18 protein-coding genes and 1 pseudogene are annotated in these 15,308 nt (G+C 67.8%); 9 read left to right on the top strand and 10 right to left on the bottom strand.

Annotation, left to right across the window (positions count from 1 at the left end; translation table 11 throughout):
- Positions 1 to 7: 7 nt before the first annotated feature.
- The 10 genes and pseudogenes from BLU17_RS12995 to BLU17_RS12950 form a co-directional block, all read right to left on the bottom strand.
- Positions 8 to 1,123 carry an electron transfer flavoprotein subunit alpha/FixB family protein gene (locus BLU17_RS12995; RefSeq protein WP_091997140.1) on the bottom strand — a complete coding sequence of 372 codons (1,116 nt, stop codon included), beginning with the start codon at positions 1,121 to 1,123 and terminating at the stop codon, positions 8 to 10.
- A complete protein-coding gene (locus BLU17_RS12990) occupies positions 1,120 to 1,968 on the bottom strand; it encodes an electron transfer flavoprotein subunit beta/FixA family protein (RefSeq protein WP_091997139.1) in 849 nt (282 codons plus the stop codon). Before BLU17_RS12990 ends, BLU17_RS12995 begins: the two co-directional genes overlap by 4 nt.
- A 14-nt stretch (positions 1,969 to 1,982) precedes the next feature.
- Positions 1,983 to 2,321 carry a nitrogenase stabilizing/protective protein NifW gene (gene nifW / locus BLU17_RS12985; RefSeq protein WP_091997138.1) on the bottom strand — a complete coding sequence of 113 codons (339 nt, stop codon included), beginning with the start codon at positions 2,319 to 2,321 and terminating at the stop codon, positions 1,983 to 1,985.
- A 5-nt stretch (positions 2,322 to 2,326) separates the two neighbouring features.
- Positions 2,327 to 3,097 carry a serine O-acetyltransferase EpsC gene (gene epsC, locus BLU17_RS12980; RefSeq protein WP_176929063.1) on the bottom strand — a complete coding sequence of 257 codons (771 nt, stop codon included), beginning with the start codon at positions 3,095 to 3,097 and terminating at the stop codon, positions 2,327 to 2,329.
- Complete coding sequence (nifV, locus tag BLU17_RS12975) at positions 3,094 to 4,230, bottom strand: homocitrate synthase (RefSeq protein ID WP_091997137.1); 1,137 nt, start codon at positions 4,228 to 4,230, stop codon at positions 3,094 to 3,096. The genes epsC and nifV overlap by 4 nt, the downstream gene beginning before the upstream one ends.
- Before the next feature lie 211 nt (positions 4,231 to 4,441).
- On the bottom strand, positions 4,442 to 4,777 hold the full coding sequence (locus tag BLU17_RS12970; RefSeq protein ID WP_091997136.1) for a 2Fe-2S iron-sulfur cluster-binding protein: 336 nt from the start codon (positions 4,775 to 4,777) through the stop codon (positions 4,442 to 4,444).
- 12 nt (positions 4,778 to 4,789) lie between these two features.
- Positions 4,790 to 6,664 carry a Fe-S protein assembly chaperone HscA gene (hscA, locus tag BLU17_RS12965; protein WP_091997135.1) on the bottom strand — a complete coding sequence of 625 codons (1,875 nt, stop codon included), beginning with the start codon at positions 6,662 to 6,664 and terminating at the stop codon, positions 4,790 to 4,792.
- A 43-nt stretch (positions 6,665 to 6,707) separates the two neighbouring features.
- Entirely contained in the window at positions 6,708 to 7,031 is a 324-nt protein-coding gene (gene iscA / locus BLU17_RS12960) for an iron-sulfur cluster assembly protein IscA (RefSeq protein WP_091997134.1), read from the bottom strand.
- 8 nt (positions 7,032 to 7,039) lie between these two features.
- The gene (gene erpA / locus BLU17_RS12955) at positions 7,040 to 7,414 is read right to left on the bottom strand and encodes an iron-sulfur cluster insertion protein ErpA (protein ID WP_091997302.1); all 375 of its coding nucleotides are present in this window, start codon (positions 7,412 to 7,414) and stop codon (positions 7,040 to 7,042) included.
- 94 nt (positions 7,415 to 7,508) lie between these two features.
- Positions 7,509 to 8,054: pseudogene (locus tag BLU17_RS12950) on the bottom strand (aminotransferase class V-fold PLP-dependent enzyme); the annotation flags it as partial.
- A 283-nt stretch (positions 8,055 to 8,337) separates the two neighbouring features.
- Here BLU17_RS12950 and nifA point away from each other — a divergent pair.
- From nifA to BLU17_RS12905, 9 genes are all read left to right on the top strand, one after another.
- Positions 8,338 to 10,059 (top strand): nif-specific transcriptional activator NifA, encoded by a 1,722-nt coding sequence (gene nifA / locus BLU17_RS12945; protein ID WP_091997133.1) that lies wholly within the window; start codon positions 8,338 to 8,340, stop codon positions 10,057 to 10,059.
- Positions 10,060 to 10,397: 338 nt separating this feature from the next.
- Positions 10,398 to 11,999, top strand: a complete 1,602-nt coding sequence (gene nifB / locus BLU17_RS12940) for a nitrogenase cofactor biosynthesis protein NifB (RefSeq protein ID WP_091997132.1) — start codon at positions 10,398 to 10,400, stop codon at positions 11,997 to 11,999.
- Positions 12,000 to 12,068: 69 nt separating this feature from the next.
- Positions 12,069 to 12,263 carry a 4Fe-4S binding protein gene (locus tag BLU17_RS12935; RefSeq protein ID WP_091997131.1) on the top strand — a complete coding sequence of 65 codons (195 nt, stop codon included), beginning with the start codon at positions 12,069 to 12,071 and terminating at the stop codon, positions 12,261 to 12,263.
- A gap of 70 nt (positions 12,264 to 12,333) precedes the next feature.
- Positions 12,334 to 12,738, top strand: coding sequence for a HesB/IscA family protein (locus BLU17_RS12930; RefSeq protein WP_091997130.1), 405 nt, complete (start codon positions 12,334 to 12,336; stop codon positions 12,736 to 12,738).
- Positions 12,739 to 12,752: 14 nt separating this feature from the next.
- Complete coding sequence (locus BLU17_RS12925) at positions 12,753 to 13,337, top strand: hypothetical protein (RefSeq protein WP_091997129.1); 585 nt, start codon at positions 12,753 to 12,755, stop codon at positions 13,335 to 13,337.
- Positions 13,334 to 14,173, top strand: a complete 840-nt coding sequence (locus BLU17_RS12920) for a 4Fe4S-binding leucine-rich repeat protein (RefSeq protein ID WP_091997128.1) — start codon at positions 13,334 to 13,336, stop codon at positions 14,171 to 14,173. The genes BLU17_RS12925 and BLU17_RS12920 overlap by 4 nt, the downstream gene beginning before the upstream one ends.
- Positions 14,166 to 14,609 carry a nitrogen fixation protein NifZ gene (locus tag BLU17_RS12915; RefSeq protein ID WP_091997127.1) on the top strand — a complete coding sequence of 148 codons (444 nt, stop codon included), beginning with the start codon at positions 14,166 to 14,168 and terminating at the stop codon, positions 14,607 to 14,609. The genes BLU17_RS12920 and BLU17_RS12915 overlap by 8 nt, the downstream gene beginning before the upstream one ends.
- A complete protein-coding gene (locus BLU17_RS12910) occupies positions 14,606 to 14,884 on the top strand; it encodes a nitrogen fixation protein NifZ (RefSeq protein ID WP_091997126.1) in 279 nt (92 codons plus the stop codon). Before BLU17_RS12915 ends, BLU17_RS12910 begins: the two co-directional genes overlap by 4 nt.
- The gene (locus tag BLU17_RS12905) at positions 14,881 to 15,288 is read left to right on the top strand and encodes a DUF3024 domain-containing protein (RefSeq protein ID WP_245746835.1); all 408 of its coding nucleotides are present in this window, start codon (positions 14,881 to 14,883) and stop codon (positions 15,286 to 15,288) included. The genes BLU17_RS12910 and BLU17_RS12905 overlap by 4 nt, the downstream gene beginning before the upstream one ends.
- Positions 15,289 to 15,308 lie beyond the last annotated feature (20 nt).

Raw genomic sequence — 15,308 nt, 5'->3', positions numbered from 1 at the left:
TTTCTCCTCACGCGGCCGCCTTGCCGCGCAGCGCCAGGTGGTCCGCGAACGCTTGCGTGAGCGCCGGCAGCACCTGGAGTGCGTTGCCGACGATGCCGTAGTGCGCGAAATCGAAGATCGGCGCGTTGGCGTCGGTGTTGATCGCGACGATCACGTCCGAGCTTTCCATGCCGACGCGATGCTGGATCGCCCCGGAAATGCCCGCTGCGATATAGAGTTTCGGGCGCACGGTCTTGCCGGTCTGCCCGACCTGGCGGTCGGCCTCGACCCAGCCGGCCTGCACGCACGGACGCGTGGCGCCGACTTCGCCGCCCAGCACGCGCGCGAGTTCGAACACGAGGCGGAAGTTCTCCGGATGCTTCAGCCCCTTGCCGCCGCTCACGATCACGTCTGCATAGGGCAGGTTGATGCGGTTGCTGTTGGCGTCGGCAATGAAGTCGAGCAGCTTCGTGACGATCGCGGTCTCGACCAACCCGAGCATTTCCTGCACGATTTCACCCGTGCGGCCCTCCTGGACCTGGGGCATCGCCATCACGCGCGGGCGCACCGTCGCCATCTGCGGGCGATACGCGAGCGTCATGATCGTGCACAGCAGCGAGCCGCCGAAAGTCGGCCGCGTGGCAGCGAGTGCACGCGAGGCCGGGTCGATGTTCAGCGCCGTGCAGTCGGCGGTGAGGCCCGTGGCGAGCGTCGTCGCCACCGAGCCGGCGAGATCCCGGCCCATCGAGGTCGCGCCGAGCAGCAGGATCTCGGGCTGATACTTGTTGACGAGATCGGTGAGCCCCTTGGTGAAGGGCTCGTTGCGATAGCCCAGCAGCACCGGATCGTGCATCACGTAGGCCTTGTCAGCGCCGAAGCCGAACGCCTCGGCGGCGAACTGCCCGAGCGGCTCGTCGGGGCCGCCCAGCACCGCGACGGCGACGTCGCTGCCGAGCGTGTCCGCGAGCTTGCGCGCTTCGCCGAGCAGTTCCCACGACACGCTGTGCACGTGGCCGCGGTCGTGTTCGAGAAAGACCCAGACGCCCTTATAGGCTTTCAGGTGTTCGGGCAGTTCGAGGTTGCGGCCACCGGCGCGCCTGACGGGCGCGGCCGGCTGCTTGTCCGAGGCGGTGGGCGCGTTCATGAGGTTCCCTTCATCAGCAGGTCCGCTTCCAGGGTTGGATGGCGGGTGAATATCTTCTGCAGCAGGTTCAGCGACACGTCGCGCAGGCTCGACGTGTCGAGTTCGAGCATCTCGGCCTTCTCGCTGCGCGGCGTAGGGCCGAATACCTTGCTTACTACCGTCGGCGAGCCCTTCAGTCCGATCTTGCTCACGTCCTCGATGCCGGCCTGCTCACGGGTCCATTTGTGCACCGGGAAGCCCGCCGCGCGGATCATCGAGGGCAGCGTCGCGAAGCGCAGTTCGTTGGTGTTTTCGAGCATCGTCACGAGGCACGGCAACGCGGTCTTGAGCACCTGCACACCGCCCTCGGCGCGGCGTTCCACGACGATCGTGCGCGCGTCGAGGTCGGTCTCGACGATCTTCGACACGTAGGTGAGCAGTTGCAGGCCCATGCGCTTCGCGATGCCTGGGCCGACCTGGGCGGTATCGCCGTCGATGGTCTGCTTGCCAGTGAACACGACGTCCACGGCCTGCTCCTTCGCGATCTGCCGGATCGCGGCGGCAAGCGCGTACGAGGTCGCGAGCGTGTCGGCGCCGGCGAATGCGCGGTCGGTGACGAGCACCGCATCGTCGGCGCCGTAGCTGATGCACTTGCGCAGCGCATCCTCGGCCTGCGGCGGCCCCATGCACAGCATCGTGACCTTGCCGCCGAAGCGGTCCTTCAGCCGCAGCGCTTCTTCGAGCGAGAACAGGTCGTACGGGTTGACGATCGCCGGTACGCCCTGGCGCATGATGGTGTTGGTGACAGGATGGACCCGGATCTGCGCGGAATCCGGAACCTGCTTGATGCAGACGACGATGTGCATGACGGTTCTCCAGATCACGCGGCGTCGCGGGCCGGCAGCGACGCGCGCAGTTTGTCGAGGGAGACGTGCTGGCGTCCGTCCACGTCCTGGAAGACCTTGAACACCTTTTCCTCCGCGGGCGTGGACACCACGAAATCGGTGTAGGCCTTCTGCAGCAGGCCGTGATAGACGGTGAACATGGCTGTCTCGTTGTCCTGCGGCAGCGTTTCCTGCTGCCGGATGTACTGGAAGAAGCGCTTGAGGATGTGCAGGCGGCTAACGTTGACCACTTTCTGGTCGAACGCTATGCCGAAAAACTGCAGGAAATCCTCAGCCGACGAGAGGGATTTCAGTTGCTCGATGAATCCTTGCATGTCTTTTACTCCCCACTGGACGAGTCGTGCGGTGTTGGAGCACGCGTGGTCTGCGTGCAGAGGTCGTCGCAGCCGCTGCAAGCGCCGGCAATCGGACCAGGCCCGGCATGCGCGACCTGCTCGAGTTGCGCCACGCGATCCAGCAGGCAGGTGAGCGCCTTGCCGACCGGATCGGGAATCAGGTGATGGTTCAGGTCGAATCCATACGGCGTCGGTCTTGCGCGGCGCGTGATGACGCGCCCCGGAATGCCCACTACGGTGGCGCCTTCCGGCACCGGATCGATGACCACGGAGTTCGCGGCAATGCGCGCGTGATGGCCGACGGTGATCGGCCCGAGAATCTTCGCGCCGGCGCCAACCACGACGTGGTCGCCGAGCCTCGGATGCCGCTTGCCAGGATGCCAGCTGGTGCCCCCGAGCGTGACGCCGTTGCCAATATCGGCGGTTTCGCCGATCACGACACCCGCGCCGTGATCGATGAAAAAGCGCTCGCCGATCGAGGCACCGGGGTGAATGTCCACGTGCGTGAACATGCGCGCGGCGAACGACAGCCAGCGCGGCACGTAACGCCAGCCGCGCCGCCACAGGCAATGGGCGATACGGTAGGCAGCGATGGCATGGACGCCGGGATAGATCGTCCATGCTTCGAGCCGGTTGCGCGCCGCCGGGTCGCGCTCGAGCACGCAGCGCACGTCGCCGCGCAGCAGCGACCACCATCCAGGGCGCGCGGTTTCGGCGGCGGCGGTGGCCGGGGCGATGTTGCGCAGTTTGCTCACGACACCTCCCCGAATGTCTCGCCGGCTTCGGCCAGAAAGCGGTAGAGATCGTTCGCGCTGGGCGCCTGCTTGTTCTGGGTGGCGAAGTGGCGGATGCGCGCGAGCAGCAGCGGCACGAGCCGCTCGGCCACGCTCACGCCGAGTGCGCCGTAGGCCTGCCGCACGCTTTGCGACCCCGAGTGCTTGCCAAGGACGACTGATCGTTGCCGCCCAAGCTCGGCGGGATCGAATCCCTCGTAGGTCGTGGGATGCTTCGCGATCCCGTCGGCATGAATGCCGGACTCGTGCGTGAAGACGCCGCTGCCCACGATGCTCTTGTTGAACGAGACGGTGCGGCCCGATGCGCTTTCGACCAGCCGCGAGATGCCGAGCAGCGCCGTGGTGTCCACGCCGGTGTCGCGTCCCAGCAGATGCCGTGCGCCCATGACGATCTCTTCGAGGGCCGCATTGCCGGCGCGCTCGCCCAGGCCGTTGACGGTGGTGTTCGCGTGAGTGGCGCCGGCGCGCAGGGCGGCCAGCGTGTTGGCCGTGGCGAGACCGAGGTCGTCGTGGGCATGGATCTCGATTTCGAGGTCGACGGCGTCGCGCAGCCTTGCAATGGCCTCGTAGGTCGAGAACGGATCGAGCACGCCCAGCGTGTCGGCAAAGCGCACGCGCTGCGCGCCGTGTTGCTGCGCGCAGCGCGCCACCTCCGCGAGGAAGGCGGGATCGGCGCGCGAGGCGTCTTCCATGCCGAGGGATATCTTGCGGTCGCTCTTCGCTGCCTCGGCGACGATGCGCGCAATCTGCCCGAATACCCAGCTGCGCGGCTGCCGCAGCTTGTGTTGCAGATGAATGTCCGAAACGGGAATCGAAAGATGGACGATGTCGGGATTGCAGCGCAACGCCGCAGCCAGATCGCCGTCGGTCAGACGGCCCCATACCATCACCCCGGCGTCGAGGTTCAGGTCGACGATTGCCTTGATGCACGCGATCTCGTCTTCGCCCATGGCCGGAATGCCGATTTCGAGCTCGGCCACGCCGGCTCGCGACAGGGCCGTCGCGATCGCGCATTTTTCTTCGAGCGTGAACGCGACGCCGGCGGTCTGCTCGCCGTCGCGCAGCGTGGTGTCGTTGATGATCGGGACGAACATGTGAGTGGTCTCCGGTTGCCATCATGAGGTTTGCAAGGGTTGTGCCAGGCATGGATTGCGGCCGCAACGGGCCCCGACTGCGCTATCCGGAGGCTGCGTGTTGCTTATGAAGGGTGTGTTGTGCGGTTCTTCGTGTCGCGAATGTGCTGTTCCGGACAGCAGCGCATGACTGACGGGGAAGCGGCCGCGCGGCGCGAAGCGCGCGACGCCCTCAGCGTTCGCGGGCGAGATTGCGCGTGTGTCTCGGCAACTCGATGGTGAGGTCGGCGTCGCGCAGCTTCACGCAGCAGGCGAGGCGGGATTGCGCTTCCAGCCCCCATGCGTGATCGAGCTGGTCGCTTTCCTCGTCGTCCGGCGGCGGGAGCGAGGCGCTGCCCTCGCGCACGTAGACGTGGCAGGTCGCGCAGGCGGCGACCATCTCGCAAGCGTGCTCGATGGCGATGCCAGATTCGAGCAGGCTTTCGCAGAGCGAGGCGCCACGTCCGACTTCGAGTGTCCGTCCGTCTGGACACAGTTCGGGGTGCGGAATAATCCGGATGCTCGGCATGGTGTCGTTCGCTCAGGCGAGGCTGTCGAGCGCGCGGCCCGAGAGTGCGTGGCGAATGGAAGCGTCCATGCGCCGCGCCGCGAAGGTTTCGGTCGCGCGCGACAACTCGTCGGCCGTGGCGCGTAGCGTGCTGGCCGCCGCGCCTACTTCGAGCGCGTCGGCCACGCGAAACGCGCTTCGCCGGATGGCGGCGAACTCCGCCTCGGACAGCAGCGCAGCGTCGGCGGCGAGGGCGGTTTCGGTCGCGTCCAGCAGACGCCGCGCGTCGATCTGCGCCTCGCGCAGCGTGCGCAACTGCATGTCGTCGACCGACGTGTCGATGGCCTCTTTCAGCATGGCGGCAACCTCGGTGTCGCCGAGGCCATAGGACGGCTTGACCTCGACGCGCGCTTCGGTGCCGGTCGTCTGCTCCCGGGCCGTGACGGCGAGCAGCCCGTCGGCGTCGATCTGGAACGTCACGCGAATGCGCGCGGCCCCGGCGACTGCGGGCGGAATGCCGTGCAATTCGAAGCGCGCGAGCGAGCGGCAGTCCGCGACCGATTCGCGCTCGCCCTGCACGACGTGTATCGACATTGCGGTCTGGCCGTCCTTGAAGGTGGTGAATTCCTGCGCGCGGGCGAGCGGCAACGTCGAATTGCGTGGAATGATCTTCTCGACGAGTCCGCCCATCGTTTCGAGGCCGAGCGACAGCGGGCAGACGTCGAGCAACAGCCACCCTTCGCCGTTGCCGTTGCCGGCCAGTACGTCCGCCTGCCTCGCTGCGCCGAGCGCCACGACCTGATCGGGATCGATGTCGGCCAGCGGCGGGCGGCCGAACAAGGTGCGCACGGCGTCACGCGCGAGCGGCATGCGGGTCGCGCCGCCGACCAGCACCACCCCGGCGATATCGGCCGGCTGCAGCTTCGCGTCGCGCAGCGCGCGCCGCGTCGCCCCGATCGTGCGCTCGACCAGCGCCTGGCAGCGCGCCGCGAACGCCGCGCGGGACAGCGTGCGCCGCCACGTGACGCCATCGGGCAGCACCACCGACACATCGGTCGCTTCCATTTGCGACAGGGCTTCTTTTGCCGCGCGCGCAGCCGTCAGCAGCGCGCGCTGTTGCCGGGGCGCGAGCGCGGCCAGGCTCGCGACGCCGTATGCTTCGCAGAGCCACTGCGCTACGGCATGGTCGAAGTCGTCTCCGCCGAGCGCCGAATCGCCGCCGGTGGCGAGCACTTCGAATACGCCCTTCGAGAGACGCAGGATCGAAATGTCGAACGTGCCACCGCCCAGATCGTAGACGGCGAAGGTGCCCTCCGCCTCGCGGTCGAGCCCGTAGGCGACGGCAGCGGCGGTCGGCTCGTTCATCAGGCGCAGCACCGTCAGGCCCGCGAGCCTCGCGGCGTCCTTCGTCGCCTGGCGTTGCGCATCGTCGAAGTACGCCGGCACGGTAATCACCACGCCCGCCAGCTCGCCGCCCAGCGAGGCTTCGGCTCGCGTGCGCAGCGCGCGCAGGATTTCGGCGGAGACTTCCACGGGCGAGCGCTCGCCCGCGACCGTCGCCACGTTCACCATGCCGGGCCCGTCCACGAAGCGATAGGGCAGCGCGCCGGCCTCGCGCAGATCGGCGAGGCGCCTTCCGATCAAGCGCTTCGCCGAGACGACGGTGTTGGCGGGATCGTCGGTCTGGTGCGCCACGGCTTCGTGCCCCACCTGCGTTTCGCCCGAGGGCAGGTAGCGCACGACGGAGGGCAACAGCAGCGCGCCCTGTGCGTCCGGCAAGACCCGGGCGACGGCGCTCTGCACGGTGGCGACGAGCGAATTCGTCGTGCCGAGGTCGATGCCGGCCGCAAGCCGGTGTTGATGCGGGGCGGCCGCGCGGCCTGGTTCGGCAATCTGCAGCAGGGCCATGTCAAGGTGTCCTCGGCAGGTGGATCGAAAAGTTCAGGCGCGCTCAGACCGCGAAGCTTTCCCCGCAGCCGCAGTTGGCTTTCGCGTTCGGGTTGTGGAACTTGAAGCCTTCGTTCAGGCCTTCGCGCACGAAATCGAGTTCGGTGCCGTCGAGCATCGGCAGGCTGCGCGGATCGACGACGATCGTTACGCCGTGCGTCTCGTAGCACTGGTCTTCGGCATTCGGCGTATCGACGAACTCGAGCGCGTAGGCGAAGCCCGAGCAGCCGCTCGTCTTGACCGCGACGCGTAGCCCGATGCCGCTGCCGCGTTTCTGCAGCGATTTTTCGACGTGCCGCGCGGCGGCGGGAGTGAGGGAGAGCGTCATGGCGGGCCTCAGACGGAGAAGGAGCTGCCGCAGCCGCAACTGCTCTGCGCGTTCGGGTTCTGGATCACGAAGCGCGAGCCTTCGAGGCTGTCCTCGTAGTCCACTCGCGCACCGGGCAGATACTGCTGGCTCATCGCGTCGATCAGCAGCGTGACGCCGTCGGTGACGATCTGCATGTCGTCATCGGCGACCTGGTCGTCGAACGAAAACCCATATTGAAAGCCCGCACAGCCGCCGCCCGACACGTACAGTCTGAGCTTCAGCTGCGGGTTGCCTTGCTCTGCGATCAGCGACGCGACCTTGGCGGCGGCGCGCGCGGTGAAGTCCAGGAAGGCCGGTGCAGTGTCCGGTGCGGCGTTCACGGGCGGGTGTAGCGTTTCCATCATGCGGGTCCTCGTTCGGGTGAGCGCGTGTCGATTACCGGACGCCGCCGGGGCCGGACGCGCAGGCCGGCTGTTCGGTGGCGAGGCTGCCCGCGCCGCGCGCGCGGCACAGCGCGCCGAGTGCGGCAATGTCCTGCACGACGCCGGTTTCGTTGTTGACGAACATGACCGAGGCAAGCACGGTGCCGGGCTCGAGCGCGGCCTCGAACGCGGCGAGGTCGACGAGACCGTTCGGCCGCACGGGCAGCACCGTCACCTCGAAGCCTTTGCGTTCGAGCTCGCGCATCGTGTCGAGCACGGCCTTGTGCTCGGTCGCGAGCGTGACGAGGCGGTTGCCGCGCGACCGGTAGAAGTGGGCGGCGCCCTTGAGTGCCAGATTGTTCGATTCGGTGGCGCCCGATGTCCAGACGATTTCGCGCGGGTCGGCGTTCACGAGGCTCGCCACCTGCTCGCGCGCGAGTTCCACGGCTTCGTCCGCGGCCCATCCGTAGGCATGCGAGCGGCTCGCCGGATTACCGAAGATCTGCGTCATATAGGGCAGCATGCGCCGCGCGACGCGCGGGTCCACGGGCGTGGTGGCGGCGTAGTCCAGATAGACGGGCTGGACGCGGCGTTCGGGATCGCGGAGAACATCCGGCATGGCGGGCTCCTTGGCAGCGAATGGACAGACGGGCGAAAAATCGCAACATCCATGCCACGGATATTTTTTGCCGGGTATCGTTACTTTTCGCCGGCGATTGTTTTCTTTGTTCGTTACCCGCGCCGGACAGCACTGCAGGCTTGTTGCGTTTGTCGGCTTTGTCGGCTCGTTCCGTAATGGACCCGGGCGCTTCTTCGGCGTGGGCTGAATCTTGCTTTGTCGCGAATTGTGCGTTGTTGCGCCGTGGTGCCTCGACCGGGCCATAGCAGGAACGGAGGGATTCATGCAAAAGTCACGTGCAGGCGAGGGCCGTCGCGAGCTTGACGCGGTCTATGAGGTGAGCAAGACGCTGGTGTCGTCGCTGGACGTCGCGCAGACGTTCCGGACGTCGCTGCAGTACTTGTTGCACGCGCTCGACTGGCAGCGTGCCTTCGTCGTGGTGGCGGAACCGGACGGCCAGCTGCACGGGTTGTGCAGCGCCGGGCTGTCGAGCGACGAGCATCGGCGTATCAAGTTCAATCCGGGCGAAGGCATCGTTGGCCGGGTGTACAAGAGCGGCATACCCGCGGTCATTCCGGACGTGCGCGACGAGCCCGTGTTCCTCGACCGCACGGGCAGTGCGGGCAAGCCCGGCGAATTTGGAGACGCGCGCGTGGCGATGCTCGCGACGCCGATCCTCCAGGAGCGCCGCACGCTGGGGGTGCTCACGGCATTTTGCGTCAATCCCGGCGGCGCGCGGATGTTCGCGGGCGATCTGGATCTGATGAAGATCGTCTCGACGCTGATGGGGCAGGCGTTGCTGCTTCATCGCAGCGTGAGCGCGGCGCACGACCGGATGCAGGAAGAGGTGCGGCGCATGCAGAAGGCGATTCGGCCGTTTCAGCCGCTGGACCAGGTGGTGGGCGTATCGGACCCCATGCGCAGGATCTTCGAGCAGGTTCACCAGGTCGCGCCGACGCGGACCACCGTGCTGTTGCGGGGCGAAAGCGGCACCGGCAAGGAGGTGATCGCGCGGGCGATCCACCGGCTCTCGCCGCGCAGCGATCAGGCGTTCGTGTCGGTCAACTGCGCGGCCCTGACGGAGTCGTTGCTGGAAAGCGAGCTGTTCGGCCACGAGAAGGGGGCGTTCACGGGAGCGCAGGGCCAGCGCAAGGGGCGCTTTGAACTCGCGCACGGCGGCACGCTCTTTCTCGACGAGATCGGCGACATTTCGCCGTCGTTCCAGGCGAAGCTGCTACGCGTGCTGCAGGAACGGGAGTTCGAGCGCGTCGGCGGCTCGGCGCCCGTGAAGGTCGACGTGCGACTCATTCTCGCCACCAACCGCAATCTCGAACGCATGGTGAAGGACGGCGAATTTCGCGCCGACCTCTATTACCGCATCAACGTCGTGAGCATCCAGTTGCCGCCGCTTCGCGAACGGCGCGAGGACATCCCGGAGATGGCGCAGTATTTTCTCGATCGCTTCAATCGCGACAACGGACGCTCGCTCTGCTTCAGCCCGGACGCGATGCGCGTGCTGACGAGCTGCTACTGGCCTGGCAACGTGCGCGAGCTGGAGAACTGCGTTGAGCGCACGGCGACGATGACGCATAGCGACGTCATCGACCGTCTCGCTTTTCTTTGCCAGGAAGATCAGTGCCTCACCCGCGTGCTCCATCACATCGAACGCGAAGATGCCGTGCGCCCCGCGCGTCTGGCCGACATCCCGATTCGCGAGATTCCGGGCGCGCCGCCGGCGCACGACGGAGCGGGGTCGCGCGAAGGCGATTCGCCGTATGCGCTGCCCGACGATCTGGAGGACGACCGGCTGGCGGACGGAGCCCTCGATGCCTGCCACCCTGCCGATGCGGAAGGCGGCAAGCCCGAAGGCGAGCGCGAGCGCCTCATCTGGGCGATGGAGCGGTGCGGCTGGGTTCAGGCGAAGGCAGCGCGTCTGCTCAGGATCACGCCGCGGCAAATCGGCTACGCCCTGCACAAGTACGGCATCGAAGTCCGTCGCTTCTGACGGCGGCGCCGCTCTCGGCGCTTGCCCTGTTCCTGTCGACGCCATTGACGCGCTGCCCCGCTTCATTCGCGACGGGGTGGCGCGCCTCCCCGAATCTCCCCACCGTACCCATTCCGCTATTTCGCCGCGCGCGAGTTGGCGGCGACGCGCGAGCCCGTTGTGGGCTTTGTCGCAACAGCGACAGAAAAGCGGCGCGCGTGTTCGATTTGAGCGTTGGCGTGGCCCGACAAATCGCACGACACATCCGCTGAACCCCCTTGGCAAAGGGGTTTCAGCGCGTGGCATGGATCTGGCTTTTATCCCCCCGCGTAGCCACTCCCGGTTGCGAGGAGACGTCCATGCAAGATAGCCCGAATGCCAGCCCGCTGCCCGCTGCCGCCTATATCGGCATCGGGCAGATCAAGCCCTTGGGGGCGGCCATCGAAGTGCCGGTCGCAGGCGGCGGCTGCGGTTCAGAAGGCGGCGCAGGCAAGGCGAGCTGCGGCTCGTCCGGCGGCCCCGACGACATGCCGCCCGAGATCTGGGAAAAGGTCAGGAATCACCCGTGCTATTCCGAAGAAGCGCATCACCATTACGCGCGCATGCATGTGGCGGTCGCGCCGGCCTGCAATATCCAGTGCAACTACTGCAATCGCAAGTACGACTGCTCGAATGAGTCGCGGCCCGGCGTCGTGTCGCAGAAGCTGACGCCCGAACAGGCCGTGAAGAAAGTGGTGGCGGTCGCGAGCGAGATTCCGCAGATGACCGTGCTGGGCATTGCGGGCCCCGGCGATTCGCTGGCCAATCCGAAGAAGACCTTTGACACGTTCCGGATGCTTCAGGAACAGGCTCCCGACATCAAGCTGTGCCTGTCCACCAACGGACTCGCATTGCCGGACCTCGTCGACGAGATCTGCCAGTACAACATCGACCACGTGACTATCACCATCAACATGGTCGATCCCGCTGTCGGCGAAAAGATCTATCCGTGGATATTCTGGGACCACCGCCGCGTGACGGGCTACGAGGCCGCGCGCATCCTGCACGAGCGGCAGATGCAGGGTCTCGAGATGCTGACCGCGCGCGGCGTGCTCACGAAGATCAACTCGGTGCTGATCCCGGGCATCAACGACGAACACCTGATCGAGGTGAACCGCGAGGTGAAGAAGCGCGGCGCGTTCCTGCACAACATCATGCCGCTGATTTCGGAGGCGGAGCACGGCACGCACTTCGGCCTGACCGGCCAGCGCGGCCCGACTGCGCAGGAACTGAAGGCCGTGCAGGACGCGTGCATGGGCGGCGCGAACCTGATGCGGCACTGCCGGCAGTGCCGCGCGGACGCGGTGGGCCTGCTCGGCGAAGACCGCAGCGAGGAGTTCACGCTCGACAAGATCGAGCAGATGGAAGTCGTGTACGACCTCGACCGGCGCCGCGAATATCAGCGCCGCGTCGAAGTCGAGCGCGACGCGCAGCACGCCGCGAAGCAGGAGGCGCTGGCCGCCGCACAGGCGCTCGACGTGGCCGACGACCTGAAGGTGCTGGTCGCCGTCGCAACGAAGGGCGGCGGGCGCGTGAACGAGCATTTCGGGCACGTCCCCGAATTCCAGATCTTCGAGGTGAGCGCAACCGAAGCGATCTTTGTCGGCCACCGCCGCGTGGACCTGTACTGCCAGGGCGGCTATGGCGACGACGAGCAACTGCCGTCGGTCGTGCGTGCGATCAACGATTGCCACGCGGTGCTGGTCGCGAAGATCGGCGCGTGTCCGCGCGACGAGCTATCCCAGGCCGGGATCGAGCCGGTGGACCGGTACGTCGGCGAGTTCATCGAGAAAGCGGCGCTCGCGTGGTTCAACGATTACCGAGGCCGCATCGCCAGCGGCGCGATCGTACACGAGGACCGCGGCGACGCCGCGATCCGGCAGGGCGCGTTCACGGGTTCGGCCGCAGACACGGCTGCATGAGCAGGCGGGCCGCGCGGGCATGCCCGTGGGGCCCGAGTCATCCCGACCATTATTTCAAGGAGTATCCCCATGGCCCTGAAGATCATTGCCTCGACCTGCACCGGCTGCTCGGCATGCGAGCCCGAGTGCCCGAACGTCGCCATCAGCGAGAAAGGCGGGGTATTCACGATCGACCCGAAGAAATGTACGGAGTGCGAAGGACACTTCGACAGCCCGCAGTGCGTGGCGGTGTGCCCGGTGGACGGCTGCATCGTCCAGGCCTGAGTACCGGCGCGAGCCGCGCATTGCGCCTGCGGGCGCTCATCCGACTGCACAACTGGAGAAGATCCGCATCATGCTGCCCAATCTCACCGTCACGGCCGCTGCCGAGAAGTTCATGCGCCGCATCGTGCGCTTTTCCGGGTTGCCGGCCGGCGCTGGTTTTCGTCTGCTTGTGAGTCCCGGCGGCTGTTCGGGATATCACGCCGAATTCAGCGCCGAAGCCGCGCCGCAGCCGGGCGAGCAGACCGTGGAGGTCAACGGCCTGCGCCTTTTCCTGCCGGCGGAGAGCCGCTTGCTGCTCGACGGCGTGACGATCGACGTCGTCGACACACCGACGCAGTCGGGTCTCACGTTCGCGAACCCGAACCAGGCGCCGTGCGCCTGCAGCAGCTCGGGCGCGAGCGAGCAGGGTGTCGCGCGCATCGAGGTGGGCGCGATCGGGCGCGGACGCCCCCCGCTGCCGCCTCGGGCGTCGTGAAGCGGACCGGCACCATGACACAGCGCCTGACGCCCAACGCCGAAGCCATCGACGACGCGCTTGCCGACTTCGCGCAAGCGGCGCTCGGCGGCGGGCTGGCGCCCGAAGCGGCGGAACGGGTCGCCGACGCGGGCCGGCTGCGCGAGCGGCCGGGCGAGGCGCTCGCGCTGCTGGAGCGGGCGCGCGCCGCCGCGCCGGGTCATCCGGTGCCGCTGATCGCGCTGTACCGCTTCTACTTCTATGGCCATCGCCTGGCAGAGGCGCGCGCCGTCGGCGAGGGCGCGCTCTCGATCGTGCGGACGGTGCTCGGCGCAGGCTTCGGTGTCGAGCCGCCGCCGCGCGACGCCGTGCGCTACGACGCAGCCGTGCGGTTCTACCTCTTCACGCTGAAGGGCCTCGCGTATCTGCACATGCGCCTTGGCGAACTGGAGTCGGCGCGCAGGCGGCTCGACGAGTTGCGCCGCCTCGATCCGGAAGACCAGGTCGGCAGCGCCGTGCTGCTGCACGTCCTGGCGCGCCGCGAGGGCGACGTGGACGACGACGGCGCGGGCGCGTCGCCGAGCGCGTATCCGGCGCGCGGCTGGGCGGTGCAGCCATGAACGCGCGCCGCGCCGCGCCGCGTGCGTCGTCCGGAGACATCCCGCCGCTTCACTGGCAAGGCGGGCAGGTCGACTGCCCGGCCTGCGAGCATTGCGCGCTGCGAGCGCTGCCTGAGGAGGCCGGGTGCGAGCCGGGCCATGCCTGCATGCAGGACGCGTACGCGCGGCGCATCGACCGCTTCTTCCGCTGGCACCCCGAGCTGGGCAATGCCCATCTGGATCATCCCTATTTCGAGGTGCGCGCGATCGCCGCGCGCCATGCCGACGTATTCAGGCTGCCCGCGCTGATCGACGATCCCGACGAAACCGTCCGGCTTCAGATCGCGCTGAGGCTGCCTCAGGCACACCTCGCGCGCATGACCGGCGACCCGCACCGCGAGGTGCGGATTCGCGTCGCGCAGCGGCTCGAACCGGCTGCGCTGGCCCGTCTGCGCGCGGACCCCGATTACGGCGTGCGCGAATGGGTGGCGCGCCGCCTGCCTGCGGCACTGCTGCCGCTGATGGCGAGCGACCCGGACCGCGTGGTGAGGATGCGCGTCGCGGAGCGCATCGAAATGCCGGCGCTGCTGCGCATGGCCGACGACGCGGAAGCGGAAGTGAGGCGCGTCGTGGCGGCACGCCTGCCGCCCGCGCTCCTGATGCGCTATTTCCACGACGCCGACTGGCGCGTGCGCTGGGAGGCCGCGCAGCGCGCCCAGCCTCACACGCTGGCGCCGCTTCTATCCGACCCGGACGAAGAGGTGCGCGCAGTCGCCGAACAGCGCAGCGGCGCAAGGCCGCTCGCCAGCACGCCCGGTGGCGCGGCGCAGCCTTTTGCAGGAGCGCGTCATGGGTGACATCAGCCGCGACGACGACGCGATCGAGATCGCCTTCCCGCCGCGCTTCGGCTTCGGCGAACGCGTGATCGCCCGCTCGGTGATCCGCAACGACGGCACTTATACCGGCAAGGATATCGGCGAGGTGCTCGTGAACAGGGGCGACGTCGGCTACGTCGTCAGCATCAACACGTTCCTGCAGCAGTTCTACATCTACGCGGTGGACTTTGTCGAAAGCGGGTGCCGGGTCGGTATGCGCGCCAAGGAACTGTGCACCCTCGACAATCTGCCGGAGGACGTGCTGGCAGGTCTCGGTGAGCGCGCCGCGGCGCTGGGCAAGATCGGGGCGGGCGTGCGCGAGGCGGACGAAGACGCTGGCGACGAAACCGGCGAAAAGGCGGGCGGCGGGACAGGGGAAGCCGCGCCCGCGTGCCATATGGGGGAGGTACCTGAATGAGCATCGAACCCATCCAGCCGGCCTACTCGTGGGGCATGCGAGTCGTCGCGCTGGACGACCTTTGCAACGACGGCAGCTACCCCGGGCGCGGCGACGGCGAGTGTCTGGTGACGGCCGGCGTGCTCGGCGAGATCGTCAATGTGGGGCAGGTGGTCGAGACCGGCGAGCCGGTGTACCTCGTCGAATTCGGCAGGCAGGTGATCGGCTGCACCGAGGACGAGATCGCGCCCGTCCCGGCAGGGCTGCTGCCAGAAGAAGACGAGGTGCGCCCATGACGACGCTCACGACACCAGGCGCCGGCGCTGGCCGCGGCGCACAGGACGCACGCAGGGCCCCGCCGGGACCGCCGGCGCTGGCCGGCGCCGCGCCGGTGGCGGATTTCACGTGGCACCAGATCGGGCGCGCGTTGCGCAACCGGGTGCGCTATCGCTACGTGCACCCGAGGGTCGCGCGCGAGCCGCAAGGGTACAGGATCGAAAGCCCCTGCTGCTCGCGCAACGTGGACGCCGCTGGCGGCGTGATCGATATCGCCTGGCTCGCGCGGGGCGCGGACGGCCTCTGGCGCCTCCATGCGCGCGACCATGCTATGCGCCGCTGGGTGGAGCAGTGCGCGAGCGAGGACCTGCCTGCGCTTCTCGACGTGCTGTGCGTGGACGCAGCGCGCATCTTCTGGCCTTGAAGCGCGAACCATGGAGCTGG

The sequence above is a fragment of the Paraburkholderia lycopersici genome (assembly GCF_900096975.1).
In the GTDB taxonomy this organism is placed as follows: domain Bacteria; phylum Pseudomonadota; class Gammaproteobacteria; order Burkholderiales; family Burkholderiaceae; genus Paraburkholderia; species Paraburkholderia lycopersici.
The sequence above is the reverse complement of the archived record's forward strand: the minus strand, read 5'-3'. Positions and strand labels throughout refer to the sequence as shown.

Coding starts and splice junctions, on each gene's coding strand:
- BLU17_RS12995 (WP_091997140.1), bottom strand. CDS start 1,123: ATGAACGCGCCCACCGCCTCGGACAAGCAGCCGGCCGCGCCCGTCAGG.
- BLU17_RS12990 (WP_091997139.1), bottom strand. CDS start 1,968: ATGCACATCGTCGTCTGCATCAAGCAGGTTCCGGATTCCGCGCAGATC.
- nifW (WP_091997138.1), bottom strand. CDS start 2,321: ATGCAAGGATTCATCGAGCAACTGAAATCCCTCTCGTCGGCTGAGGAT.
- nifV (WP_091997137.1), bottom strand. CDS start 4,230: ATGTTCGTCCCGATCATCAACGACACCACGCTGCGCGACGGCGAGCAG.
- BLU17_RS12970 (WP_091997136.1), bottom strand. CDS start 4,777: ATGCCGAGCATCCGGATTATTCCGCACCCCGAACTGTGTCCAGACGGA.
- hscA (WP_091997135.1), bottom strand. CDS start 6,664: ATGGCCCTGCTGCAGATTGCCGAACCAGGCCGCGCGGCCGCCCCGCAT.
- iscA (WP_091997134.1), bottom strand. CDS start 7,031: ATGACGCTCTCCCTCACTCCCGCCGCCGCGCGGCACGTCGAAAAATCG.
- erpA (WP_091997302.1), bottom strand. CDS start 7,414: ATGGAAACGCTACACCCGCCCGTGAACGCCGCACCGGACACTGCACCG.
- nifA (WP_091997133.1), top strand. CDS start 8,338: ATGCAAAAGTCACGTGCAGGCGAGGGCCGTCGCGAGCTTGACGCGGTC.
- nifB (WP_091997132.1), top strand. CDS start 10,398: ATGCAAGATAGCCCGAATGCCAGCCCGCTGCCCGCTGCCGCCTATATC.
- BLU17_RS12935 (WP_091997131.1), top strand. CDS start 12,069: ATGGCCCTGAAGATCATTGCCTCGACCTGCACCGGCTGCTCGGCATGC.
- BLU17_RS12930 (WP_091997130.1), top strand. CDS start 12,334: ATGCTGCCCAATCTCACCGTCACGGCCGCTGCCGAGAAGTTCATGCGC.
- BLU17_RS12925 (WP_091997129.1), top strand. CDS start 12,753: ATGACACAGCGCCTGACGCCCAACGCCGAAGCCATCGACGACGCGCTT.
- BLU17_RS12920 (WP_091997128.1), top strand. CDS start 13,334: ATGAACGCGCGCCGCGCCGCGCCGCGTGCGTCGTCCGGAGACATCCCG.
- BLU17_RS12915 (WP_091997127.1), top strand. CDS start 14,166: ATGGGTGACATCAGCCGCGACGACGACGCGATCGAGATCGCCTTCCCG.
- BLU17_RS12910 (WP_091997126.1), top strand. CDS start 14,606: ATGAGCATCGAACCCATCCAGCCGGCCTACTCGTGGGGCATGCGAGTC.
- BLU17_RS12905 (WP_245746835.1), top strand. CDS start 14,881: ATGACGACGCTCACGACACCAGGCGCCGGCGCTGGCCGCGGCGCACAG.